We start from the raw sequence: 23,293 nt of genomic DNA, 5'->3' as shown, positions 1-23,293 counted from the left end.
AAGGCGCTGGCGCCCAACGCGAAATCGGCGTCATCTGGGGCGAAGCCGCGCAGAACCCACGCCGCGGCGCGGACAGGAGAGCGCGATGAGCACGGCCAGCCTAGGCACCCCCGAACAGCTGCGAGACCCCGACTATACGCCGCCGCTGGCGAAGGCGGTCCCGCTCGGCGTCCAGCATGTGCTGGCGATGTTCGTCTCGAACGTGACGCCGGCGATCATCGTCGCCGGCGCGGCGGGCTTCGGCTTCGGGTCGAACTCGCCCGACTTCCCGTCGATGATCTACATGATCCAGATGGCGATGGTGTTCGCCGGCGTCGCGACGCTGCTGCAGACCGTCGGCGTCGGCCCGGTCGGCGCGCGGCTGCCCATCGTGCAGGGCACCTCCTTCGCCTTCCTGCCGGTCATGATCCCCATCGTGGCCGGCCAGGGCGTCTCGGCGATGGGCGCGCTGATGACTGCGGCGCTGATCGGCGGGCTGTTCCACTTCAGCCTCGGCGCCGTGGTCGGCCGCATCCGCCACGCGCTGCCGCCGCTGGTGACGGGGCTGATCGTGCTGATGATCGGGCTGGCGCTGATCAAGGTCGGCATCCAGTACGCCGCCGGCGGCGTGCCGGCGCAGGGCACGCCGGCGTTCGGCTCGCTGGCGAACTGGTCGGTCGCGCTGGTGGTGATCCTCGTCACGCTGGCGGTGAAGTTCTTCACGAAGGGCCTGCTGAGCGTGGCCGCGGTGCTGATCGGGCTGATGGCGGGCTATGTCTTGGCGCTGGCGCTGGGCATGGTGAGCTTCGCCAACATCGGCCGCGCGGCGTGGTTCGAGGCGCCCTCGCCGTTCCGCTGGGGCTTCGAGCTGAACGCCGCGGCGATCATCGGCATGTGCTTCATGGCGGTGATCTCGGCGATCGAGACGGTCGGCGACGTGTCGGGGATCACCAAGGGCGGCGCCGGGCGCGAGGCGACCGACCGGGAGATCAGCGGCGCCACCTACGCCGACGGCGCCGGCACCGCCATCGCCGCCGTGTTCGGCGGGCTGCCGAACACCTCGTTCAGCCAGAATGTCGGGCTGATCGCCATGACCGGCGTCATGAGCCGCCATGTCGTGACCATCGGCGCGATATTCCTGATCCTCGCCGGTCTCGTGCCGAAGGTGGGCGCGGCGATCTCCTCGGTGCCGATCACGGTGCTGGGCGGCGGCGTGATCGTGATGTTCGGCATGGTGGCGGCGGCTGGCGTCTCGATGCTGGCGGACGTCAACTGGAACCGGCGCAACCTGCTGATCTTCGCGGTGGCGCTCTCGGTTGGGCTGGGGCTGCAACTCGTGCCCGACGCGCTCCAGCACATGCCTCGGACGGCGCAGATCCTGCTGACCTCCGGGCTGCTGCCGGCGGCGGCCATCGCCATCGCGCTGAACCTTCTGCTGCCGCAGGAGGCGGCGGACGAAAGCGCGCCCGAGGCCGCCCGCAATCTCGCCGAGGACATGCGCGGCGAGTCGCGGGGCTGACCTGATCGCTCAGTCGAGCGGAACCAGCGCGTCGCCGAGGCGCAGGACGCCCGGCGAAACGACCGAGGCGCAGATCCCGCCATGGCCCCGGACGGCGGCGTAGCCGCCGGGGCCCAGCGCCTCCTCCATGCGCGAGCAGGGCGCGCAGAGGCCGGCGCCCTCCAGCACCGCGGTCCCGAGGCGGAAGCGGCGGGCGCGCAGGCCCAGAAGGTTCACGCCCGCGACGACGACGTTGCGCCGCAGGGCCTCGGGCGGCGCGGCGCCGCGCCCGGCGAGCGCCGCGATCACGGGCAGATGCTCCGCCTGGATCAGCGTCACCGCGCGCCTGCCCGGCGCCTCGCGACGGTCCCCCGCCAACCCGGCGGGGCCGATCTCCGCGACCGCCACCGCGACGACCGGCGCCCGGCGGGCGGGGCGCACCCCGAGCCACGCCACCCGCCCCGGCCGCGCCCAGCGCGCCGCCATCGCCGCAAGCGGCGTCGCCTCTCCGCCCGCAAGCGGCGTCGCCTCTCCGCCCGCAAGCGGCGTCGCCTGTCCGCCTGCAGGCGTCGGCTCGTCTTGCGCCGCGTCGCCGCCCCGATACTGTGCGCCCATGAGCACCGCCCTGATCAGCCACCCCGCCTGCTTCGACCATGTCACGCCGCCGGGCCATCCGGAACGGGTCGACCGCCTGCGCGCCGTCGAGGCGGCGCTGGCCGGCGACGCCTTCCTCATGCTCACCCGCGTCGAGGCGCCGCGGGCGGAGGACGCCGCCCTGCTGCGCGCCCATCCGCAGGCGCATCTGGCGAAGCTCGCGGCGGCCGAGCCGGCGGAGGGCTGGGCCTCGCTCGACCCCGACACCCACATGGGGCCCGGCACGCTGGAAGCCGCCCGCCGCGCCGCCGGCGCCTGCGTGCTGGCGGTGGACATGGTGCTGGGCGGCGAGGTCGCGAACGCCTTCTGCGCCGTGCGCCCGCCCGGCCACCACGCCGAGGCGATGCGCGCCATGGGCTTCTGCTTCTACAACACCGCCGCCGTGGGGGCTCTGCACGCGGTCGAGGCGCATGGCCTCTCGCGCGTGGCCATCGTCGATTTCGACGTCCACCACGGCAACGGCAGCCAGGACATCTTCGCCGCCGACGGGCGGGTGCTCTACGCCTCCAGCCACGAGTGGCCGCTCTATCCCGGCTCCGGCGCCGCCGACGAGACCGGCGTCGGCAACATCTTCAACGCCCCGCTCAGGGGCGGTTCGGGCGGGGCGGAGTTCCGGGCGGCCTATGAGCGCGTGATCCTGCCGGCGCTGGACCGCTTCGCGCCGGAACTCCTGATCATCTCGGCGGGCTTCGACGCCCACGCCCGCGACCCGCTGGCGACGCTGCAGCTCGGCGAGGCGGATTTCGCGTGGATCACCGGGCGGCTCTGCGACGTGGCTGACGCCCATTGCCGCGGCCGGGTCGTCTCGACCCTCGAAGGCGGCTATGATCTGGAGGGTCTCGCGCGGTCGACCGCCGCGCATTTGAGGGTTCTGATGGAGCGCGCGCCATGAGCGGAAAGCCGGAAGCCGCCGAGGCGAAGTTCGACGCGAAGATCGCGGCGATGAGCTTCGAGGAGGCGATGGCCGCGCTGGAGCAGGTGGTCGAGCGGCTGGAGAGCGGCGACGAGCCGCTGGAGGCCTCCATCACGCTCTACGAGCGTGGCGAGGCGCTGCGCCGGCACTGCGAGGCCCGGCTGAAGGCCGCCGAGATGCGCGTCGAGAAGATCGTGCAGGGCGCCGGCGGCCCCGCCACAGAGCCGTTCCCCGAGCCGTGACCGCCCCCGCCACCCTCGCGCATGACGCCTTCACCGAGGCGCTGGCTTCAGCCGCGGCGCGCGCGGAGGCCGCGCTGGACGCGCTGCTGCCGCCGGCGGGCGAAGACGGCGCGGGCCGCCTCGCGGCGGCGATGCGCCACGCCACGCTCGGCGGCGGCAAGCGGCTGAGGGCGTTCCTCGCGATCGAGAGCGCGGCGCTCTTCGGCGTCGCCGCCGCTCAGGCCGACCGCGCGGCCGCGGCAGTGGAGCTGCTGCACGCCTACAGCCTCGTGCACGACGACCTGCCCTGCATGGACGACGACGACCTGCGCCGCGGCAAGCCGACGGTGCATGTCGCCTGGGACGAGGCGACGGCGGTGCTCGCCGGCGACGCGCTCCAGACGCTCGCCTTCGAGACGCTGGCCGCGCCGCAGACCAGCGACGACCCCGCCATGCGCGCGCAGCTCTGCCTTGCGCTCGCGCAGGCGTCGGGCCTGTCGGGCATGGTCGGAGGGCAGGCGCTCGACCTCGCCGCCGAGACGGCGCCCGAGCCGCTCGGGGCGGAGGCGATCGCCGCGCTCCAGCACCTCAAGACCGGCGCGCTGATCGCCTTCGCCGCGGAGGCCGGGGCGATCCTGGGCGGCGCGCCCGACGAAGCGCGCACGCGTCTTAAGGGTTTCGGGCGCGACCTTGGCGCCGCGTTTCAGATCCGCGACGACCTGCTAGACGTCGAGGGCGACGCCGTCTCCGCCGGCAAGCGCGTGGGCAAGGACGCCGCCGCCGGCAAGGCGACCTTCGTGACGACGCTCGGGCTGGACGGCGCGCGGGCCCGCGCGGCCGCCCATGCGGCTTCGGCCCGCGCGGCGCTCGCACCCTGGGGCGACCGGGCGGCCGCGCTCGCCGCCGCCGCCGACTACGCCATCGCGCGCCGCGCCTGACGCGACCGCGCAACGACACGAAGGACCAGCGCCATGGCCGACCCCCGCCTTCCCGACAACCGGCCCTCGACGCCGCTGCTCGACACCGTCGCCTCGCCCGCCGACCTCAAGGGCATGAGCGACGCCCAGCTGAGGCGCGTCGCCGACGAACTGCGCGCCGAGACGATCTCTGCGGTGTCCGTCACCGGCGGGCACCTCGGCGCCGGGCTCGGCGTCGTGGAGCTGACCGTGGCGATCCACGCCGTCTTCGACACGCCGAAGGACCGGCTGATCTGGGACGTCGGCCACCAGTGCTACCCCCACAAGATCCTGACCGGCAGGCGCGACCGCATCCGCACCCTGCGCATGGGCGGCGGGCTCTCGGGCTTCACCAAGCGCGCCGAGAGCGCGTACGACCCCTTCGGCGCGGCGCATTCCTCCACCTCGATCTCCGCCGCGCTGGGCTTCGCGACGGCGCGCGACCTCGGGCAGAGCGACCGGAACGGCGACGCCATCGCGGTGATCGGCGACGGGGCGATGTCGGCCGGCATGGCCTATGAGGCGCTGAACAACGCCGGCCACCAGAAGCGCCGCCTCATCGTCATCCTGAACGACAACGAGATGTCCATCGCGCCGCCGGTGGGCGCGATGTCGGACTATCTCACCCGGCTCTGGACGACCAACCCGTTCCAGGACTTCCGCGCCGCCGCGAAATCCGCCGAGCGCTTCCTGCCTGCGCCGCTGCGCGAGGGCGCCCGGCGCGCGCGCGAACTGATCAAGGGCGCGGCGCTCGGCGGCACGCTGTTCGAGGAGCTGGGCTTCGACTATGTCGGCCCCATCGACGGGCACGACATGGACTCGCTGCTGGCGGTGCTGCGCACGGTGAAGGCGCGCGCCGACGGGCCGGTGCTGATCCATGCGCTCACCAAGAAGGGCAAGGGCTACGCGCCCGCCGAAAGCGCGGACGACAAGTATCACGGCGTCTCGAAATTCGACGTTGTCACCGGAGCCCAGGCCAAGGCGGCCTCCAACGCGCCATCCTACACCAAGGTGTTCGCGAACGCGCTGATCGCCGAGGCCGAGGCCGACCCGCGCATCGTCGCCGTGACCGGCGCCATGCCGGACGGGACGGGCCTCAACCTCTTCGCCAGGCGCTTTCCGAATCGCTGCTTCGACGTCGGCATCGCCGAGCAGCACGCCGTCACCTACTGCGCCGGCATGGCGGCGGGCGGGCTGAAGCCCTTCGCGGCGATCTACTCGACATTCCTGCAGCGCGGCTACGACCAGGTGGTGCACGACGTCGCGATCCAGAAGCTGCCGGTGCGCTTCGCGATCGACCGCGCCGGGCTGGTAGGGGCCGACGGCGCCACCCACGCCGGCAGCTTCGACGTCGCCTATCTCAGCAACCTGCCGGGCTTCGTGGTGATGGCCGCCGCCGACGAGGCGGAGCTGATGCACATGGTCGCCACCGCGGCCGCCTACGACGAGGGCCCCAGCGCGTTCCGCTACCCGCGCGGCGAGGGCGTCGGCGTCGAGATGCCGGCGCGCGGCGTGCCGCTGGAGATCGGCAGGGGCCGGATCGTCAAGGAAGGCGGCAAGGTCGCGATCCTCAGCTTCGGCACGCGGCTCGCCGAGGCGATGAAGGCGGCGGAGGAGCTCGACGCGCGCGGCCTCTCCGCCACCGTCGCCGACGCCCGCTTCGCCAAGCCGCTCGACCGCGACCTGATCCTGCGTCTGGCGCGCGAGCACGCCGCGCTCATCACCGTCGAGGAGGGCGCGACGGGCGGCTTCGGCGCCCATGTGCTGCACCTGCTGGCGAACGAGGGCGCGCTCGACGGCGGCCTGCGCATCCGCACCCTGTGCTTCCCCGACGCCTTCATCGACCAGGACAGCCCGGCCCGCATGTACGAGCTGGCGGGCGTGAACGCCGGCCACATGGTCGCCGCCGCTCTGGCGGCGCTCGGCGAGGCGCCTTCCGATGCGGCGAGAGCCTGAACCCGTCGCGTCGGCCCACTTGCGCGTCGACGCGCCCGGCCCAACTTGACGCCGGAGTTTCTGCGGGAAACGGAAGTCGGAAGAGCGCATGGTCTGGTCTCTGGCGTATTCGAGCACGCCGCGCGTCGCGGCGCATTCGATCGAGATGCTCGACATCGCCCGCGTGGCGCTGCGCAGGAACGCCGCGCGCGACGTCAGCGGCGTACTGTACTTCAGCGACGTCGCGTTCTTTCAGGTGCTCGAGGGCGCCGAAGCCGACGTCGAGGCGATCTACGAGAGCATCCGGCGCGACCCGCGCCATGAGGAACTGACCCTGCTGGCCCGCGGCGCAGTTCCTGCGCGCCGTTTCGGCGGCTGGGCGATGCGCTTCTGCGACGCGTCCGACAACCCGCACCTGCGCGGACTGCTGGAGCGACGGCCGGTCACGCCCCAGGACATCTCCATGACGGTGCAGATGCGCATCGAGGCGTTGCTGGCGCCCTGACGGTGCGCCAGTCAGCCCGCGTCCCCGCCGGACGCGGCGCCGTAGCGGGCCACGACGGCCCTCTGGTCCGCCTTGCTGAGCCCCTTGAGGCGGATCGGGCCGTCGTCGGTCTCGAGCGTGGCGCTGAAGTAGCGCCCGCGCGCCAGCAGGCCGCCGCCGACGCCCGCCAGCGCCGCAGCGACGACGATCTGGACCATCAGACCGACGTCGACGGTCGCGGCCCCGCTCAGCCCCTTGGTGACGAGATAGACGAAGAACGAGACGCCGGTGAAGCAGGCGAGCCCGGGCGTGAGGCTGTTGCCGGCGCGCACATGGCGCACGGCGGCGGGATCGAGCCCCTCCAATTCGGGACGTCTGACCGCGTGCTCGTTCAAATCCACCTCCCGACGCCCGATGCCGGCGCGATCCCGGCGGGCCGAACGCTCTCCGATGACGCCGGCGGCGGCAAGGGCTTTCGAACAGGCGATATCATGCGGAGAGCGTCAGCCATCCGAGATAGGCCGCGTAGCCGCCGAGCAGCGCCGCGCCCTCGCCCCGCGTCACGCGCCAGCCCGTCACCGTCACGACGACGAGCGCGACGGTGGCGGCGAGCATCACCCAGCCGTCGAAGGCGGCGATCTCCGGCGGCGTCGCAAGCGGCTGGACCAGCGCAGTCACGCCGAGGATGCCGAGGATGTTGTAGATGTTCGAGCCGACGACGTTGCCGAAGGCGACGTCGCCCTGACCCCTGACCGCCGCCACCACGGAGGTGGTGAGTTCCGGCAGCGAGGTGCCGACCGCGACGATCGTGAGGCCGATGAGCGCGTCGGAGACGCCCAGGCCCGCCGCCAGCTCGATCGCTCCGTCCACGAGCAGCGACGCGCCGGGCAGCATCAGGGCGAAGCCCGCCGCCACGATGGCCCCCGACCGCCACAGCGGCGCGCGCGGCTCTCCGGCGGCAGCGGGGCCGGCGGGCGTCGCGGCGACCGGAGCGGCCGTCGGCGCCGTGGCGCCCCCGGCCTCCGCCTCGCGCTCCTGCGCCCAGGTCAGAACGATGTAGCCGACCAGAAGGGCCGCCAGCGCAGCGCCGGCGAGCCGGCCGATCTCGCCGTGGATCAGAAGGCCGACGCAGAGCAGCGTCGCCGCCACCAGCGCGATCCCGTCGCGCCTGAACGCGCCCGGCGTCGCAGCGACGGGGCGGATCAAGGCCGCCATGCCCAGAATGAGCAGGATGTTGCAGATGTTCGAGCCGACCACGTTGCCGACCGCCACGCCGGGAGACCCCGCCAGCGCGGCCTGCACCGAGGTCGCCAGCTCGGGCGTCGAAGTGCCGAAGCCGACGAGCGTCAGCCCCACCATCAGCGGCGACACGCCGAGCGCGGTGGCGATCGCGACGGCCCCGCGCACCAGCAGTTCGCCCCCGATCACGAGCAGCACGAGACCCAGACAGAGAAGAAATACGGTCATTCGGGGGGGCGTCTCCACGCAGCCGAGATCCGCGCGCCTCGACCGACGCCGCGGCAGGTGGCGATCCCGGCGCATGTCCGCAAGGCCGGGGCGCCGAGGGTCGCGACGGGGCGACGGATATCGGGCGCCGCGCGCCTCAGCGCCCGCGGAACGACGGCGCCCGCTTCTCGCGCATCGCCGCAAGCCCCTCGCGCAGATCCTCCGACGCCCAGGCGGCCGCGATGCGCGCCTGCGCGGCTTCGGGGTCCGGACGGCCTTCGGCGACCTCGAGGATCGACTGCTTCATCCCCTGCACCGCAAGCGGCGCGAGACAGGCGAGACGCTCCGTGCAGGCGTCGGTCTCCGCCGCAAGGCTCTCGCGCGCGACGAGGCGATCGACGAAACCCATCGCGAGAAGCTGCCCGGCGTCGAACGCCTCGGCCGCGAGGAACATCCGCCGCGTCCACTGCGCGCCGATGCGGCGCATCGCGCGGGCGATGCCGGCGGGCTCGTAGTGGATGCCGAGCGCCGCCGGCGGCACGCGGCAGGCCATCCCCTCCACGCCGATGCGGAAGTCGCAGGCCAGCGCGATCTCCGCCGCGCCGCCATAGACGCTGGCGTTCAGCGCGCAGACCGTCGGCAGCGGGAACTGCTCCAGCCCGTCGCAGAGCGCGGTCAGCGGATTGACCGACCAATCCTGCGTGGCGACGTCGCCGAGCGAGACGCCCGACGAGAACGCTCGCTCGCCGGTTCCCGTCACCACCAGCACCCGCACCCCGGGTGCGGCGTGGACCTCTGCGAGCGCGGCGGCGAAGGCTTCGAGGTCGGCCACCTCCAGCGCGTTGAGCTTCTCGGGGCGGTCGAGCCGGATGTCGGCGCGCGGCCCCCCGACGCTCAGGCGGATCGCGCTCACAGGTCGAACTCGGCGATGACGGGGGCGTGGTCGGAGGGCTTGTCCCAGCCCCGCGCGCCCTTGAGGACGGTAACGCGGCGGGCCGTCGGCGCGACGTCGGCGCTCGCCCAGACATGGTCGAGCCGCCTGCCGCGGTCGCTCAGCGCCCAGTCCTTCGCGCGGTAGCTCCACCAGGTGTAGAGCTTGCCCTCGGGCGTCAGGTCGCGCGTGACGTCGGCCCAGCCGCCGGCGGCGCGCGCCTTCTCGAAGGCCTCCACCTCCACCGGCGTATGGCTGACGACCTTCAGCAACTCCCGGTGGGACCACACGTCGTCCTCGCCCGGGGCGATGTTGAGGTCGCCCACGGCGATGGCGGGGCCGGCGCGGCCGCGCCCCCAGTCGGCCATCTCCGCCACGAAATCGAGCTTGTGGGCGAACTTGGCGTTGATGTTGCGATCCGGCTCGTCGCCGCCGGCGGGGACGTAGAAGTTGTGGATCTCCAGCCCGCTCCCGGTGCGCGCGGCGACGTGCCGCGCGTCTCCCTTGCCGCAGAAGTCGACATGGGGCAGCGGCTCCAGCGGCGCCCGGGAGAGGATCGCGACGCCGTTGTAGCCCTTGTCCCCCCGCGCCGCGAGCGCGTGGTAGCCGAGCGCGGCGAAAGGCTCGGCGGGGAACTTGTCGACCGGCGTCTTGGTCTCCTGCAGGCACAGGATGTCCGGCGCGGCCTCGCGCAGCAGGCGCTCGACGAGGCCGGCGCGCAGGCGCACCGAATTGATGTTCCAGGTGCAGACCGTCAGCGCCATGCCAAACCCTCGACCGGCGCCGCCGCGCGCCGGGCGCGACCCTAGCGGCGGGCGCCCGCGCTGGCCAGCGCGGCTGAGGCCGGCTCGATCGCGGCCTCCAGCCGCGCCATGAAGGCGGCGCGGTCGAGGCCGGGCTCGATCTCGGGCAGGAACTGCAGCACCGCGACGCCGGGGCGCAGCGACAGCCCGCGCGGCCAGCAGCTTCCCGAATTCGTGGCGACCGGCGCGCAGGACCGGCCCGACGCGGCGTAGACCGCGTGAACACCCACCTTGTAGGGCCGCTCGGCGGTCGAGACGCCCGGCGGCGTGCGCGTGCCCTGCGGGTAGATCACCATCTGGCCGCCCGCGCCCGCCACCTCGGTCAGCGCCGCCACCATGGCCTCAAGCGCCGCCGCGCCGCCGCCCCGGTCCACCGGCACCGCCCCCACGCGCAGCGCGTACCAGCCGAACACCGGCGCCCGCGTCAGCTCCCGCTTCATCACGAAGAAGGCCTCCGGCAGCGCGTGGTAGAGCATGAAGACGTCGAGCATCGACTGGTGCTTGGCGGCGACGAGCGCCGGCCCGCGCGGCGCCGGCCCGCGCACCGCCACGCGCACGCCGCCGAACACCCGCAGCAGCAGGAACGTCCAGGCGAAGAAGGTCTTCGCGACATGGCGCGCGGCGCCCCTCCAGATCAGCGCGAAGGGAAAGCCGAGCAGGCCGAAGACCGCCATGGAAGGATAGAAGACCGCGTAGAACGCGGCCCCGCGCAGCGTCGCCGTCAAGGCTCGTCCCCTCACTCCACCCGCGCCAGCATGGCGAGAATCGCCATTCGCGCCGTTGCGAAAGCCAGCGCCGCCGCGACGACGGGCGTCAGCGCGACCGCCGCCAGTCCCGCGACGTCCCGGCCGGGCGGCGCGAAGGCGGCGGCTGGCGCGCCGAGCGCGTCGGCTAGACCAAGCGCCGGCGCCGCGGACAGCGCCAGCACCGCCGCCGCCGCGCCCACCGCCCCGCCGACCAGCGCCCGCAGGGCGATCGGCCGTTCGAAGGCCGCGGCGATGAAGCCGTCGCGCGCCCCGTTCAGCCGCAGCGTCCGCACCGTGGAGGCGGCGCCTGACAGGCTCGCCCGCGCAGCCAGCGCGACCATCGCCGCCAGCGCGGCGCCCATGAGCCCGACGCACCAGAAGGCGAGGCGGCGGAACGCCGTCGCCGCGTCCGCCAGCGGCGCGCGCCACGCGGCGTGGTCGTCGTAGACGGCGCCGGGCGCCGCGGCGTTAAGTCGCGCCTGCACCTGCGCCGGGTCCGGCGGCGGCCTGCGCAGCGCCACGTCGATCAGCAGCGGCGCCGGGGCTTCGCCGAGCAGGTCCGCCGCCTCCGGCCCCAGCCACGGCGCGGTCAGCGCCGTCATGTCCTGCACCGAGAGCAGCCGCGCCGACGCGACGCCCTCGGTCGCGGCGAGCGCGGCCTCGGCGGCCAGCGCCACCGGCTCGGCCGCCTCGCGCCCGTCCGGCGCAGGCACGCGCACGGTCGCGGCGCCGCTCAGCCCGTCGGTCCAGGCCTCGGCCACGCGCGCGGCGCCGGCTGCGGCCTCCAGCGCCACGACAGCAAGAAAGCACATCGCCGCGCAGACCGCCGCCACGAGAAAGGGCGCCTCCGAGCGCGGGGCCAGCGCCCCGGCCCCGCGCCGCCTGCGCCGCGGCGCGCTCACAGCGGCGCCCCGGCGCGGATGATCACGCCCTCCTCCAGCCGGAGCGTCCGCGCCTGTCCGCGGCCCTGGGCCCGGCGGATCAGCGCCATGTCGTGCGTCGCCACCAGCACCGCCGCGCCGGCGCGGTTGAGTTCGAGAAACAGTTCCAGAATGCGGCCGGCGGCCTCCTCGTCGACGTCGCCAGTCGGCTCGTCGGCGAGCACCAGCTCCGGCGCCGTCACCACGGCGCGCGCCACCGCCGCGCGCTGCCGCTCGCCGGAGGAGAGCTCCCGCGGGAAGGCGTCGAGCCTGTCGCCCAGGCCCACCCAGGCCGCGAGCTCCTCGATGTCGCCGGCCCGCGCCGCCACGTCGGCCCCGGCGATGCGCAGCGGCAGCGCGATGTTGTCGCGGATGTCGAGATGCTCCAGCAGGTCGCAGTCCTGCAGCACCAGCCCCATGCGCCGTCGCATGGCGGCGCGGTCCGCGCCGCGGGTGTCGCCGCCGAACACCTTCACCGCGCCGCCCGTCGGCGTCAGCGCCAGATAGACGAGTTTCAGCAGCGTTGTCTTGCCGGCGCCGGAGCGTCCGGTGAGGAAATGCAGCGATCCCGGCTCCAGCGACAGCGATACGCCGCGCAGCACCTCGCGGGCGTCATAGCTGAAGCGCGTCGCTTCGAATTCGATCACGTCGGGGGGGCCCCTGTCGCCGTTGCGCAAGCGTCCGGCGACCTTCGCAGAGCCGCAGCGCCATCTCAAGCGCCGCCCCGGCGCTTGGAACCGGCGCCCGCCTTGGATATAGCGTGACGGGCGAGGCGCTTGCGCCGTCGCCGTCGACAACAGGCCGCGAATGGCGGCAGGCCGGAACGAGGGCGCCATGCAGATCACCTGTCCCGCCTGCGCCGCCGTCTACGAGGCTCCCGACGACGCGATCCCGGAAGGCGGCCGCATGGTCCGCTGCAGCGCCTGCCGCGCCGAATGGCGCGCGCGGCGCGCCGCGCCCGCCGGGCGCGGAAACGTCGAGGCGGCGGCGCCCGCCCTGGCGGCCTCTCGCCGCGCGGACGCGCCCCCAGCCGCGGCCGCGCTGCCCGCAGCGCCGGCGTCGCCCGCCCCGCCCGTCCAGACCCCGCCAGCCGCCGCCCCGCCAGCCCTCGTCCCCAGCGGCCCCGTCCCGAGCGGCGCCGCCCCGCGGTCCGATCCTCCGCCGCCGATGCTGGCGTCGCTGGAGGAGGAGCCGGAGGCGTCCCGGCCGCGCAGCGGCTTCCTGATCGGGTTCGCCGTGACCGCCGTCCTCAGCCTCGGGGCCGTCGCGCTCTACGCCCGCCACGACGCCGTCGCCGCGGCAGCCCCGCAGCTGGCCGGGCCGATCGCCCGCTATGTCGAGACCGTGGACAGGGGGCGCCAGGCGCTCGCCGACCTCGTGGAGCGGGGGCGCGCGGCGCTGGATGAGGCGAGCGGCGGCTGAAAGGCCGCCGCTCGCCCGCTCTTGGTCGGCTGGAGCGCGAATGCGTTAACCGGCCCCGGCCTATCCTCGCCGGACGCAGGAAACGTCAGGGCGACCGCATCCATGAACACCCGCGCGCCCGAAGGCGCCTTCCGCACCCCTTTCGGCCCGGTGACGATCGACGGCGCGACGACGCCGGCCGAGGTTGCGGAGGTCGCCCATGGCCTGCGCTCCGCCGCGCTCTCGCCACGCGCCCGCGAGGCCGCGGCCGCAGCCCATGCGCGCATGGCGGGATGCATCGAGGAGCGGCGGCTCGTCTACGGCGTCTGCACCGGCTTCGGCCCGCTCGCCGACCGCATCACCGCGCCGGAAGACATCGAGACCCTGCAGGAGAACCTGATCAACCATCTCGCCACCGGCGTCGGCAGGCCGCTGTCATGGGCGGCGGCGCGGGCGATGACGCTGGCCCGGCTCTCCTCGATCGCACAGGGCTGGTCGGGCGCCTCGGAGGAGGCGATCGGGCTGCTGGAGGCGCTGATCTGCTCGCGATACGCGCCGCGCGTGCCCGAAAAGGGCACCGTCGGGGCCTCCGGCGACCTCACGCCGCTGTCGCACATGGCGCTCGCGCTCATGGGCCGCGGCGGCTTCATCCGGGCCGACGGGTCGGACGCGCCCGACGCCGAGGTGTTCGCCGCGCTCGGCCGCCCGCCCCTGACGCTGCGCGCCCGCGACGGCCTGGCGCTGGTGAACGGCACCTCCGCCATGACAGGCGTCGCGTGCCTGAACGCCGCCGCCGCCGCCCGTCTCATCGCATGGGCCGAGGCGCTGACGGTGGGCGCGGCCGAACTGCTCTCGGGCCGGCTGGAGGCGTGGAGCGCCGCCTTCTCCGAGGCGCGGCCGCATCCTGGACAGGCGTTGGCCTCCGCCGAACTCCGCCGCCGCGCCGCCGGCGCCGCGCGTCTCGACGCCGAACCCGCCTCCCTGCGCCGCATCGACGCCCAGCCCGCGGGTGATTCGCGCCGCGCCGACCGCGCCGCGCAGGACGCCTACACCCTGCGCTGCGCGCCGCAGGTGATCGGCGCGGTGCGCGACGCCGCGACGTGGCACGAGACGGTGGTGCGGCGCGAACTCAACAGCGCCACCGACAACCCGATCTTTCCGGTCGGCGGACCGCCTGCGCTGCATGGCGGCAACTTCATGGGCCAGCACGTCGCCTTCGCGTCGGACGCGCTGAACACGGCGATGATCGCGCTCGCGGGGCTGGCGGAGCGGCAGGTCGCGCGCCTCACCGACGAGCGTCTCAACGGCGGGCTCCCGGCCTTCCTGCACCGCGGCCCCGCCGGGCTGAACAGCGGCCTGATGGGGGCGCAGGTGACGGCCACCGCGCTGCTCGCCGAGATGCGGACGCGCGCGACGCCGGCCTCGGCGCAGTCGATCTCGACCAACGGCGCGAATCAGGACGTCGTCAGCATGGGCACCATCGCGGCCCGCAACGCCGCGGCGCAGATCGAGGACGCCGGCGCCGTGCTCGCCATTCTCGCGCTCGCCGTGGCGCAGGGCGGCGACATCCTCGCCGAGCGCGGCGAGCACGAACCGCGGCTCGGCCCGGCCAGCCGCGCCGTCTGCGCCTGGGTGCGGGCGACGGCGCCGGAAGCGCCCTGCGACCGCCCCTTCAGCCCCGACATCGCGGCGCTCGCCGAGGCGATGGCGGGGAGCGACCCTCCCGGTTGACCGCGCGCCGCCGCGGCGGGCGCTTCGACGGCGCAGCGCATCCAGGCGGCGCGTCAAACTCCTCCATCGCGCCGAAGGCATCGGAATAAAACATGCGAACAAATCTGTTTCACTCACCTATTTAGAAAAACTTGCGGACATTTTTATTGCATTTCAAAGTACGAATTGCACATAATCGAGGCGCTTCACCAATTTTTAGAGCCTGCGCCCTAGTGGTTGATCGTGACCAACAGACGTCACCCCTGCGCCGGCGGCGCTGGATACAGAAAGGTGCAACTATGGCGATTGAAAAGAGTGTCGCGTCCACGAGCCTCGCAGAGGTTGTCGACCGGGTTCTCGAAAAGGGCGTCGTGATTGACGCCTTCATCCGCGTCTCCCTCGTCGGCATCGAGCTGCTGGCGATCGAGGTCCGCGCGGTGGTGGCTTCCGTCGAGACCTGGCTCAAGTACGCCGAGGCCATCGGCCTGACGGCCGACCCGCAGGCGGCCTGACCGCAGCCTGTCCGGCGGCGCGGACTGGCGCCCGGACGGGGGCGCGGACGGGGGCGCGGCGCGCTCCCGTCCGAGGGCCCCGCTCTTGATGGCGGATGGAGACGGCCGTGACCAACGACGCTGACTATCGCGCCCGTGCGCGCGCAGTGCGCGCCGAGGCCCGGACGAAGCTCCGCGAATTCAGGATCGAACGCCGCGCCGGCGTTCGACGCCCTGCGCCGGCCGAGGGCGCGCCAGCGCTCGAGACGGCGCAGGCCGTCGAATGCGCCGCAGCGCAGAGCGATCCCTACGACGACATGTCGGTGATGTCGGTCTCGGCCGACGCGGCGCGCCTGGCCGCGCCGGCGGAGGACGACCCCGACCACGAGACGCCTGCGCCGGCGCTCGCGGCGAGTTTCACGGGCTCCGCCCCCGACGCCGACCCGGAAGCCGACCCCGGCGCAGCTGAACTGGCGGAGCCCGCCGCGCGGCCGACGCCCACCGCCGCCCCCGCCACACGGCCGGCGACGCCGCCCCTTCGCGCGCGGCGCTACTGGAACCCGCAGCCCTCGGCCATGCGGCCGGCGCCACGCATCGAGGACGGCCCCGAAGCGATCGCGGCGCTTCCCGGCGTCGGGCCTGGGCTGGTCTGGCTGCTTGGGCAGGCCGGCGTGGCCACGCTCCACGACCTCGCCGCATCTGACCCCGACGCGCTGGCGGACCGGCTGGGCCTTGTCGGTCGCCTGGTCGACGTGCAGGCGCTGCGGGCCCTTGCAAGCGCCCGCCTCGGCTGACGCGCCTGCGCCGTCAGTGACGCAGGGGCTCGAAGACGAACTGTGCGTTCGGGAAATACTCGCGAATGAAGTCGAGCGTCTTCACCGCCTCCTTGATCGAGGAGGTGTGGTAAACCAGCACATCCTCTCCGTCTTCGCGAACAGCGAACCGCACTCCACCGACAGCCATGACGTCATCTCCCGATTGGTTCGCTACCGTGCGGGACATGATTCAACTTTTCAACAATTTTCAGGGTCTGTTAACCATAACGGACAGCATAAATATCCATTCAAATCATAACTGCAAAAATCTCAGGCATAAGCTTCGCTTAACATCTAAATACGAGTTTGATTTCGTTCCACGACTGAAACTGGCGGCGGCGTTCAGTTCCAGTATGCCAAGTCAAAGGAGCATACCGACCATGAATGACCTTGGATACCTGAGAAAACAAGGCGACACCTACGAGTTTCATTACCCGGCGCATGGCCTGATCGTGCGCGGCAACTTCGCAGAATGGGTGCTGGAGGCGGCCGCCGAGATCATCGCCCAGACCGAGAAGCTCAGCACCGACGGCCAGATCGAGGAGCTGAAGGCGCTTGCGGAGTTTGGCGAGGCGGACGAGATGGAGATCGACAGCGCGGTTTACGACGCAGGCGCCCGATTCGAGGCGGTGCCCCAGTGCACCGTGTCGATGGGGCCGATGGACTATCGCTGGATTTCTCCGGTCGGCCGCAGGCAGGGCGAGGACGCGGAGCCTGTCATCGCCCGCATCCACGACATGTCGCGGACGCGCAGCGACTCGTTCCTGAAGAACGTCGACGGCGTCGACACCACCGAAATTCCCGAGTGATCAGAACCAACCGCCTCGTCGGACCTGACGTGCAAGGAGCATACTGATGGAAATCATCCCCTTCGGCAGCAAGGACATCGACAACATCCTCAGCCGCGAGCCCGCTCGCGCCGAGTATCTGCCCTTCGGCGCCGTCTTGCTGAACCGCAACGCCCAGATCCTGAAGTACAACAAGGCCGAGGGTCTCATCGCCGGCCGCGAGCCAGGCGCCGTGGTCGGCAAGAACTTCTTCAACGACATCGCACCCTGCGCAAAGGGGAAGCGTTTTCATGGCGAGTTCATGAAGTTCCACAAGACTGGCCAGGTCAACACGCTGTTCGACTACGAGTTCGGCTACAAGGGCGCGAATGTGAGGGTGCGCATCCACCTGAAGTCCCAGCCGGACGGCCAGTCCTGCTGGATGTTCGTGAAGCGGGCCTGAGCCCGGCGGGAAGGCGGAGGCCGCGATGACGTTCCACGCAGGCGCGATGCGCGAGGAGACCGGCGCCCCCGTGACGGGCGCGCCCTCCGAGCGTTTCGCGCTGCGGCGCGACGGCGCGCGGCCCCTCGCCTTCTCGGGCGCGCGGCTGCTCTCCTCGGAGATGGACTGCGATGAAACCGGGGCGCGATTCGCCCTGGAGCTGTTCCTGACCGAGGAGGGCGAGGCGATCGCACGCGTCGGCGTCGATCCGCGCGGCGAAACGGGGGGCGCGGCGCTGCATGTGGCGAGTTCCGTCGCAGGGCCGGAAGATCTCGACGCGCTGATCGACCGGCTGGACCCCGCGGCCTGCCTTCCGACCTGTCTCGAAGCCGGCGGCGCGCGCGCCGAGAGCCTTGCCGCGCTCGCGGCGGGAATGCGGCGCGGCTATGCGGCCTTCGCCGCGTCGCTGCGCCGCGCCGCGCCCGCCGTCGGACCCGATCTCGACGAGGTCCGCGGCCTCGACGCGCCCCTGCGTCCGGCCCCGTTCGCGAACCCGCCCGCAGTCCCTGGGCCCGACAATCTTGCTGCGCCGCATGGCGCCGCGCCCATTTCGCCGCCGCCGCCGATCAGTCCCACCGCAACGTTGGAGACCGAAAGAATGTCCCAGATGAGCCCCTACGCCGACCGACAGATGCCGGAGCAGACCTATGACGCGCCCGCGCCGATGATGGGCGGCCCCGAGGCGCACGCGATCAAGCGCGTCGGCGCCAAGCCGCTCCGCTTCCACGGCGCCGAGCTGGCGATGTCGATGAGCTTCGTGCCCGGCGCGCCCTGCTGGTACGAGATCCAGCTGTTCCGCACCATCGACCAGCGCTTCGTCGCGGCCGTGAAGCTGTTCTTTCGCGACGAGGGCGAGCAGGACGTGATCCGCGCCTGGGAGTTCGACGATTTCGGCGGCCTCGTGGCGCATCTCGAGGCGTTCGATCCGGCCGATGACGTGCGCGTGGACGTCCAGCCGGACGACCCGACGCTCTCGCTGCCGGAGATGGCCGCCCATGCGCTCGCGCTGCGCGCTCGCGCCGCGGAGGCTCGCCGCCAGTACAGGTCGCTGCTTGGCGAGATCCTGCACGATCTCGACGTCGAGTAGTCCCCATGACGGCGCAGATCGACGCTCCGTGCGCCGACGCCCCGCCTGCGGCGCCAGTCGCCGCCGGCGGGGCGATCTCGTCCCCGCTTCTTGCGCGCGTGATCGATGCGCTGGTGGCGGAGGAGTTCGGCCGCATCCGCGGTCGGACGGTCGGCCCCGCCGAATGGACCCGCTGGACCGCGGCGACCCGCCTGGACGAGGACGCCGCCGGAGATGCGCCCTGCCCGGCGCTCGGCGCCGACAGCCTCGCGCGGCTGGAGATCATCGCAAGGGTCAACCAGTTCTTCCACCTGCACGAGACCGGCGCCGAGGACTACCTCGTGGTGCGCCCCACGCTGGGCGACTGGCGCGACATCGTCGCGGCCAGCCTGCGGCTCAGGGCCGAGCGGATCACCTTCCTCACCGGCGGCTCCACCGGCGCGCCGAAGCCGATCACCCATGCGCTCGCCGATCTCGTGGAGGAGGCGCGCGGCCACCGCGCCATTCTCGGGGCCGCGGGCGGGGGGCGCGTGATCGCGCTTGCGCCGCCGCAGCACATCTACGGCTTCCTGTGGGGCGGTCTCGCCCCCGACCTCCGCGGCGTCGAGACGCTTGACGGACGCGCCTGGGGGCCCGCCCGCGCGGCGTCGGAGGCGCGGGAGGGCGACGTCGTCATCGCCACGCCTTTCCTGTGGGATCTGATGCTGCGCAGCGGCGCGCGGTTCCGACCCGGCGTGACCGGCGTGACTTCGACCGCCCCGGCGCCGGAAGCGCTGTGGACGGCCCTGGCCGAGGCCGGGCTCGGGCGGCTGGTGGAGATCTATGGATCGAGCGAGACTGGCGGGCTCGGCTGGCGGGACGAAGCCGGCGCGCCCTTCGCGCCGCTGCCCCATCTCGCCTGCGACGGCGCGGAGATACGGCGGCGCCGCGACGGGGCGCGCCTGGCGCCGCCCGACCGCATCGACTGGCGCGGCGACGGATGCTTCGCGCCGGCGGGCCGGCTTGACGGCGCGGTGCAGGTCGGCGGCGTCAACGTCTCGACCGAACGGGTTCGCGCGCACCTGCTCCGACATCCCGGCGTCGCGGACTGCGCGGTGCGGCTGGGCGGCGCCGGCGCCGGGGCGCGGCTCAAGGCCTTCGTCGTCCCCGCGTCCGGCGCGGCGGCCGGGTCGCCGGTCCAGTCGCTGGTCCAGTCGCTGGAGGCGCACTGCGCCGCCCTGCCCGCCCCTGAGCGTCCGGCGCGCTTCGCCTTCGGCCCCGGACTGCCGCTGAACGCGATGGGCAAGCCGACCGACTGGAACTGAGGCCGCAGGCCGACGCGCCGTGCCCGAGGCCGCAGGCCGACGCGCCGTGCCCGAGGCCGCAGGCCGACGCGCCGTGTCCGAGGCCGCAGGCCGACGCGCCGTGCCCGAGGCCGCAGGCCGACGCGCCGTGTCCGAGGCCGCAGGCCGACCGACTGTGACTGACGCCACGGCGCGGCCCGTTCTTCGGTCGCAATTCACCAAGCGACAACGATTCGGCCCGTAACGTCCCGTCAAACAAGATCCCTCCTCCAAGAACTGGAGACGACGATGGGCGGACGGCTTTTCGGCGCAGCGGCGCCGGCGACCCCCGAAGACGACATGACGACGAGCCTTCGCGACGACGGCGGCCACGCGGACGACGGCGCGGCGCCCTTGCCCGACGACGACGCGCCCCTCGGCGCGGCGCCGGAGCCCCTCGCGCTGGACGCGCCCGGCGCCGCCGAGGGCGCCGACCCGGGCGACGTCTTCGCCGCCATGGTGGACGAGGCGGCCTCCGCCGCCGCCGGCGCACTGATCCTGCGCCCGCGCGCCGACCTCTTCATGGACGCCGAACTGCGCTCGATGCACTCGCGCGCGGTCGCCTACCTGCGCGCCGGGGCGCCCGTGCATTTCCGCGGCCCCGCCGGCGCCGGCAAGACGACGCTGGCGCTCCATGTCGCCGCCTGGCTCGGCCGACCGGTCTCGATGGTGACGGGCGACAGCCGGATGACCAGCGCCGACCTGCTCGGCCGCGAAGTGGGCGAGACCACGACACGCCTGCATGACCGCTATGTGAGCCGCGTCGTCAAGACGGCCTCCGCCACCCGCGTCGCCTGGTCCGACAGCGCGCTCACCGAGGCGATGACCAGGGGCTGGACGCTGATCTACGACGAGTTCACCCGCGCTCCCGCCGAAGCCAACAACGCTCTGCTCTCGGCGCTGGAGGAGCGGGTGCTGATCCTCTCCAACCCGGCCAGCGGGCGGCGCTACGTCCGCGCGCACCCCGAGTTCCGCGCCATCCTCACCTCCAACCCCGAGGAGTACGCCGGCGTCTCCGCCGCGCCCGACGCGCTGTTCGACCGCATGGTGACGTTCGACCTTTCGTGGGGCGACCACGCCGCCGAGCGCGGCATCGTCGCCAGCCGCACCGGGCTTGCCGAGGAGGACGCCGACGTGGTGGTGCGGCTGGTGCGCGCCGTGCGCGAGAGCGGCGCGAGGGCCGGCGCGGCCAGCCCCGCCTCGCTGCGCACCGCCATCCTGCTGGGCCGCATCATGGCGGCGCTCGGCGTCAGGGCGCAGGCGCGCGACGAGCGCTTCGCCCAGATCTGCCTCGACGTGCTGGAGGCGCGCGCGCCCCGCGGCGCGGACGGGGCCGGGCGCGCGGCCCACGCCGAGGCGTTGCGCGCCGCGATCCGCGACGCCTGCCGTGCTCGACGCCCCGCCAACCCATTCGCACCAGCGCCCGACGCCATCGTGACGGAGCCCGCAGCATGAAACGCCCCCAGCCCGCCATCCATCGCCGACCGGCCAGCGCGGTGGCGCGCAGCCCGCGCACGCGGACCGAGGCCGCCATCGAACTCGTCCGCGCCGAGTTCGAGCGCGAGCGGCTCGACCGCGACCTTTCCCTGCTCGCCCGTCGCGCCGCGCTCTCGGCCGAGACCCGCGACGCCTGCCGGCTCAAGAGCCGCAATCTCCGCGCCATGCTCGCCGAGGCCGACGCGCGCGAAACCGCAGACCGGAAAACGCCGTGAGCGCGCACGCCCGCCGAGAGGCGCAGGCGCTCGGCCATGATCCGGCGCCCGATCTCGCCCCAAGGCCCGGCCCGGTGGGCTTCGCCGACGCCATGAGCCTCGCCCGCCGCGCCGTCGCGCTCTACACCGAGCTGCGGGTGGATGCGGTCGCCAACTGCGAGATGGTCGACGGCGCGTGGCGCGTCAGCGTCGACGTGGTCGAGGCCCCCGCCCGCATGGGCGACAACGACCTCATCGCCGCCTACGACGTGACGCTGAGCCCCGAGGGCGACGTCACGAAGTTCACCCGGACCGGGCGCTATCACCGCAATGACGCCGCGAGGGCGGGCCGATGAGCGCCTATGGCGTCGAGGGCGCCGCCCGCGGCGACGGGCTGGCCGACATCCTGGAGCGCGTGCTCGACCGCGGCGTGGTGATCGCCGGCGACGTGTCGATCTCGCTCGTCGGCATCGAGCTCGTCACCATCAAGCTGCGGCTGCTGATCGCCTCGGTCGACAAGGCGCAGGAGATGGGCATCGACTGGTGGAGCGCCGACCCGACGCTGTCGGCCTCGGCCCGCGCGCTTCAGGCCGAGAACGACGCCCTGCGCGCCCAGATCGCCCGCATCGAGGCGAGGCTCGACGCAAGCCTCGACGCAGATCTCGACGCCCGACCATCCCCCGCCGCCCAGCCAGTCTGAGGAGCCCGCCCATGGCCAGCCGCGACGACAAGGAACTGAGGGGCCGCGAGGCGATCGAGGAGATCGACCGCCGCCTCGGCGGCCTGCTGGGACCGCTCGCCGAAGGGCTCGCCCGGATCGTCGACGCGGCGGAGAAGGCGCAGGACGCCGACGACGGGCGCCGCGAGGCGACAGTCGAGACCTCCCGCGGTCCGGTGAAGATGCGCAGCGGCTTCTCGGTCAAGGTCGGCGGTCTCGCCGGCGGCGGCCGCGACCCGGCGCGACCCGTCGCGACGCCGGCGGCGGCGGCGCAGCCGGCGGAGACGCCCCTCGCCGAGCCCCGCGTCGCCGAGCCGCACCACGACGTGTTCGAGACCGAGACCTCCTGGAGCCTCGCCGCCGAACTGCCCGGCGCCGCCGAGGCGGACCTGACGCTGACCCTCTCGAACGGGCGCCTGACGGTCGAGACGACCGGCGCGCGGCGCTGGCGGCTGTCCGTCGACGCCCCGGCGTGGCTGACCCGCGAGGCGCTTTCGACGCGGCTCGTCAACGGCATCCTCGACCTTGCAGCCCAGCGCGGAGGCGCGGCATGACCGCCGCCTACGCCTACGCGGTGATGCGCGCGCAGGACGCCGCGATCCCCGCCGACGCCCAGCCGCTGGCGGGCGGGCCGCTGTCGATCGCGCGCGCCGGCGGGCTCGCGGCGCTCGTCGGCGAGATCCCGCCGGGCGAGGTGCGCCGCACCCGTCGCAACCTGCTCGCCCATCTGCGCGTGCTGGAGGCCGCCATGGCGCAGGGCCCGCTGCTGCCGATGCGCTTCGGCGTCGTCGCCGACAGCGCCGAGGCCGTCGCGGCCGCCATCGCCCCGCGCGAGGCCGAGCTCACGGCGCTGCTCGCCGCCCATGACGGCCTCGCCGAATACGGCCTGCGCGTCACCTTCCCGCGGGAGGCGGCGCTGGCCGCGCTCGGACGCGCCCGCCCCGACTTCGCCGAGGCGCGCGCGCGCATCATGGCCGGCAGGGCGAGCGCCGAGGCGCAGATGGCGCTGATGGAGCTTGGCCGCCGCGTCGCCGAGGCGCTGGACGACCGCCGCAAGCAGGCGCAGCGCGCCCTGCTCGCCGCGCTGAAGCCGCTGGCGCGCGACCATGTGCTGCGCGCGCCGGAGGACGACGTCGAGGCGCTGCGCGCGGAATTCCTGCTGCCGAGAGCGGACGAGGCCGCCTTCGCCGCCGCCGCCGAGGCCGCCGCCGAGGCGCTCGACTTCGCCGGCGACGCGGCGGCGGCGCTGAAGCTGGTCGGTCCCGCGCCAGCCTACAACTTCGTGTCGCTGGCGCTCGACGCGCCGGCGCAGGCCGCCTGAGGC

28 protein-coding genes are annotated in these 23,293 nt (G+C 73.5%); 20 read left to right on the top strand and 8 right to left on the bottom strand.

Annotation, left to right across the window (positions count from 1 at the left end):
* The first annotated feature begins 85 nt into the window (after window positions 1-85).
* On the top strand, window positions 86-1,498 hold the full coding sequence (locus BLW43_RS09770) for a uracil-xanthine permease family protein (protein WP_093252433.1): 1,413 nt from the start codon (window positions 86-88) through the stop codon (window positions 1,496-1,498).
* 9 nt (window positions 1,499-1,507) lie between these two features.
* Here BLW43_RS09770 and BLW43_RS09765 read toward each other — a convergent pair whose 3' ends face one another.
* The gene (locus BLW43_RS09765) at window positions 1,508-2,092 is read right to left on the bottom strand and encodes an MOSC domain-containing protein (RefSeq protein ID WP_342741604.1); all 585 of its coding nucleotides are present in this window, start codon (window positions 2,090-2,092) and stop codon (window positions 1,508-1,510) included.
* Here BLW43_RS09765 and BLW43_RS09760 point away from each other — a divergent pair.
* From BLW43_RS09760 to BLW43_RS09740, 5 genes are all read left to right on the top strand, one after another.
* Window positions 2,091-3,023 carry a histone deacetylase family protein gene (locus tag BLW43_RS09760; RefSeq protein ID WP_093252431.1) on the top strand — a complete coding sequence of 311 codons (933 nt, stop codon included), beginning with the start codon at window positions 2,091-2,093 and terminating at the stop codon, window positions 3,021-3,023. The genes BLW43_RS09765 and BLW43_RS09760 overlap by 2 nt on opposite strands.
* Window positions 3,020-3,286 (top strand): exodeoxyribonuclease VII small subunit, encoded by a 267-nt coding sequence (locus BLW43_RS09755; protein ID WP_093252428.1) that lies wholly within the window; start codon window positions 3,020-3,022, stop codon window positions 3,284-3,286. Before BLW43_RS09760 ends, BLW43_RS09755 begins: the two co-directional genes overlap by 4 nt.
* Window positions 3,283-4,203, top strand: coding sequence for a polyprenyl synthetase family protein (locus tag BLW43_RS09750; protein WP_093252425.1), 921 nt, complete (start codon window positions 3,283-3,285; stop codon window positions 4,201-4,203). Before BLW43_RS09755 ends, BLW43_RS09750 begins: the two co-directional genes overlap by 4 nt.
* 33 nt (window positions 4,204-4,236) lie before the next feature.
* Complete coding sequence (gene dxs / locus BLW43_RS09745) at window positions 4,237-6,177, top strand: 1-deoxy-D-xylulose-5-phosphate synthase (protein ID WP_093252424.1); 1,941 nt, start codon at window positions 4,237-4,239, stop codon at window positions 6,175-6,177.
* 88 nt (window positions 6,178-6,265) lie between these two features.
* The gene (locus BLW43_RS09740; RefSeq protein ID WP_093252423.1) at window positions 6,266-6,661 is read left to right on the top strand and encodes a BLUF domain-containing protein; all 396 of its coding nucleotides are present in this window, start codon (window positions 6,266-6,268) and stop codon (window positions 6,659-6,661) included.
* 11 nt (window positions 6,662-6,672) lie between these two features.
* Here BLW43_RS09740 and BLW43_RS09735 read toward each other — a convergent pair whose 3' ends face one another.
* From BLW43_RS09735 to BLW43_RS09705, 7 genes are all read right to left on the bottom strand, one after another.
* Entirely contained in the window at window positions 6,673-7,035 is a 363-nt protein-coding gene (locus BLW43_RS09735) for a hypothetical protein (protein ID WP_139284026.1), read from the bottom strand.
* A gap of 94 nt (window positions 7,036-7,129) precedes the next feature.
* Window positions 7,130-8,107: a calcium/sodium antiporter gene (locus tag BLW43_RS09730; protein ID WP_093252396.1), complete on the bottom strand. Its 978-nt coding sequence runs from the start codon at window positions 8,105-8,107 to the stop codon at window positions 7,130-7,132.
* 136 nt (window positions 8,108-8,243) lie between these two features.
* Complete coding sequence (locus BLW43_RS09725) at window positions 8,244-8,999, bottom strand: enoyl-CoA hydratase/isomerase family protein (protein WP_175478832.1); 756 nt, start codon at window positions 8,997-8,999, stop codon at window positions 8,244-8,246.
* Entirely contained in the window at window positions 8,996-9,781 is a 786-nt protein-coding gene (locus tag BLW43_RS09720; RefSeq protein ID WP_093252390.1) for an exodeoxyribonuclease III, read from the bottom strand. Before BLW43_RS09720 ends, BLW43_RS09725 begins: the two co-directional genes overlap by 4 nt.
* Before the next feature lie 41 nt (window positions 9,782-9,822).
* On the bottom strand, window positions 9,823-10,545 hold the full coding sequence (locus BLW43_RS09715; protein ID WP_245730991.1) for a lysophospholipid acyltransferase family protein: 723 nt from the start codon (window positions 10,543-10,545) through the stop codon (window positions 9,823-9,825).
* An 11-nt stretch (window positions 10,546-10,556) separates the two neighbouring features.
* Window positions 10,557-11,468 (bottom strand): cell division FtsX domain-containing protein, encoded by a 912-nt coding sequence (locus tag BLW43_RS09710; RefSeq protein WP_093252388.1) that lies wholly within the window; start codon window positions 11,466-11,468, stop codon window positions 10,557-10,559.
* Window positions 11,465-12,133 carry a cell division ATP-binding protein FtsE gene (locus BLW43_RS09705; RefSeq protein WP_093252715.1) on the bottom strand — a complete coding sequence of 223 codons (669 nt, stop codon included), beginning with the start codon at window positions 12,131-12,133 and terminating at the stop codon, window positions 11,465-11,467. Before BLW43_RS09705 ends, BLW43_RS09710 begins: the two co-directional genes overlap by 4 nt.
* A gap of 187 nt (window positions 12,134-12,320) precedes the next feature.
* Between BLW43_RS09705 and BLW43_RS22900 the strand changes: the two genes are divergently transcribed.
* The 14 genes from BLW43_RS22900 (at window position 12,321) to BLW43_RS09635 (ending at window position 23,290) form a co-directional block, all read left to right on the top strand.
* Window positions 12,321-12,908 carry a zinc-ribbon domain-containing protein gene (locus tag BLW43_RS22900; protein WP_175478831.1) on the top strand — a complete coding sequence of 196 codons (588 nt, stop codon included), beginning with the start codon at window positions 12,321-12,323 and terminating at the stop codon, window positions 12,906-12,908.
* A gap of 102 nt (window positions 12,909-13,010) precedes the next feature.
* Window positions 13,011-14,618: an HAL/PAL/TAL family ammonia-lyase gene (locus BLW43_RS09695; protein WP_093252386.1), complete on the top strand. Its 1,608-nt coding sequence runs from the start codon at window positions 13,011-13,013 to the stop codon at window positions 14,616-14,618.
* Between the two features lie 278 nt (window positions 14,619-14,896).
* On the top strand, window positions 14,897-15,109 hold the full coding sequence (gvpA, locus tag BLW43_RS09690; protein WP_093252384.1) for a gas vesicle structural protein GvpA: 213 nt from the start codon (window positions 14,897-14,899) through the stop codon (window positions 15,107-15,109).
* 107 nt (window positions 15,110-15,216) lie between these two features.
* Window positions 15,217-15,882, top strand: a complete 666-nt coding sequence (locus BLW43_RS24295) for a hypothetical protein (RefSeq protein ID WP_139284024.1) — start codon at window positions 15,217-15,219, stop codon at window positions 15,880-15,882.
* A gap of 401 nt (window positions 15,883-16,283) precedes the next feature.
* Window positions 16,284-16,712, top strand: coding sequence for a hypothetical protein (locus BLW43_RS09680; protein ID WP_093252377.1), 429 nt, complete (start codon window positions 16,284-16,286; stop codon window positions 16,710-16,712).
* Window positions 16,713-16,758: 46 nt separating this feature from the next.
* Window positions 16,759-17,133 (top strand): photoactive yellow protein, encoded by a 375-nt coding sequence (gene pyp, locus BLW43_RS09675; protein ID WP_093252375.1) that lies wholly within the window; start codon window positions 16,759-16,761, stop codon window positions 17,131-17,133.
* A 25-nt stretch (window positions 17,134-17,158) separates the two neighbouring features.
* Window positions 17,159-18,259, top strand: coding sequence for a hypothetical protein (locus BLW43_RS09670; RefSeq protein ID WP_093252374.1), 1,101 nt, complete (start codon window positions 17,159-17,161; stop codon window positions 18,257-18,259).
* Between the two features lie 5 nt (window positions 18,260-18,264).
* On the top strand, window positions 18,265-19,542 hold the full coding sequence (pcl, locus tag BLW43_RS09665; RefSeq protein ID WP_093252372.1) for a 4-coumarate--CoA ligase: 1,278 nt from the start codon (window positions 18,265-18,267) through the stop codon (window positions 19,540-19,542).
* 267 nt (window positions 19,543-19,809) lie between these two features.
* On the top strand, window positions 19,810-21,015 hold the full coding sequence (gene gvpN / locus BLW43_RS09660; protein ID WP_093252370.1) for a gas vesicle protein GvpN: 1,206 nt from the start codon (window positions 19,810-19,812) through the stop codon (window positions 21,013-21,015).
* Window positions 21,012-21,272: a hypothetical protein gene (locus tag BLW43_RS09655; RefSeq protein ID WP_093252368.1), complete on the top strand. Its 261-nt coding sequence runs from the start codon at window positions 21,012-21,014 to the stop codon at window positions 21,270-21,272. Before gvpN ends, BLW43_RS09655 begins: the two co-directional genes overlap by 4 nt.
* Window positions 21,269-21,607 carry a gas vesicle protein GvpO gene (gvpO, locus tag BLW43_RS09650; RefSeq protein ID WP_093252365.1) on the top strand — a complete coding sequence of 113 codons (339 nt, stop codon included), beginning with the start codon at window positions 21,269-21,271 and terminating at the stop codon, window positions 21,605-21,607. The genes BLW43_RS09655 and gvpO overlap by 4 nt, the downstream gene beginning before the upstream one ends.
* Window positions 21,604-21,951 carry a gas vesicle protein gene (locus BLW43_RS09645; protein WP_093252364.1) on the top strand — a complete coding sequence of 116 codons (348 nt, stop codon included), beginning with the start codon at window positions 21,604-21,606 and terminating at the stop codon, window positions 21,949-21,951. The genes gvpO and BLW43_RS09645 overlap by 4 nt, the downstream gene beginning before the upstream one ends.
* Before the next feature lie 11 nt (window positions 21,952-21,962).
* A complete protein-coding gene (locus BLW43_RS09640; RefSeq protein WP_093252363.1) occupies window positions 21,963-22,523 on the top strand; it encodes an Hsp20/alpha crystallin family protein in 561 nt (186 codons plus the stop codon).
* A complete protein-coding gene (locus BLW43_RS09635; protein ID WP_093252362.1) occupies window positions 22,520-23,290 on the top strand; it encodes a GvpL/GvpF family gas vesicle protein in 771 nt (256 codons plus the stop codon). The genes BLW43_RS09640 and BLW43_RS09635 overlap by 4 nt, the downstream gene beginning before the upstream one ends.
* Window positions 23,291-23,293: the final 3 nt, after the last annotated feature.

This window comes from Rubrimonas cliftonensis (assembly GCF_900107585.1).
GTDB lineage: Bacteria > Pseudomonadota > Alphaproteobacteria > Rhodobacterales > Rhodobacteraceae > Rubrimonas > Rubrimonas cliftonensis.
Note: the sequence above shows the minus strand (reverse complement) of the source record. Positions and strands in the feature narration are given on the sequence as shown.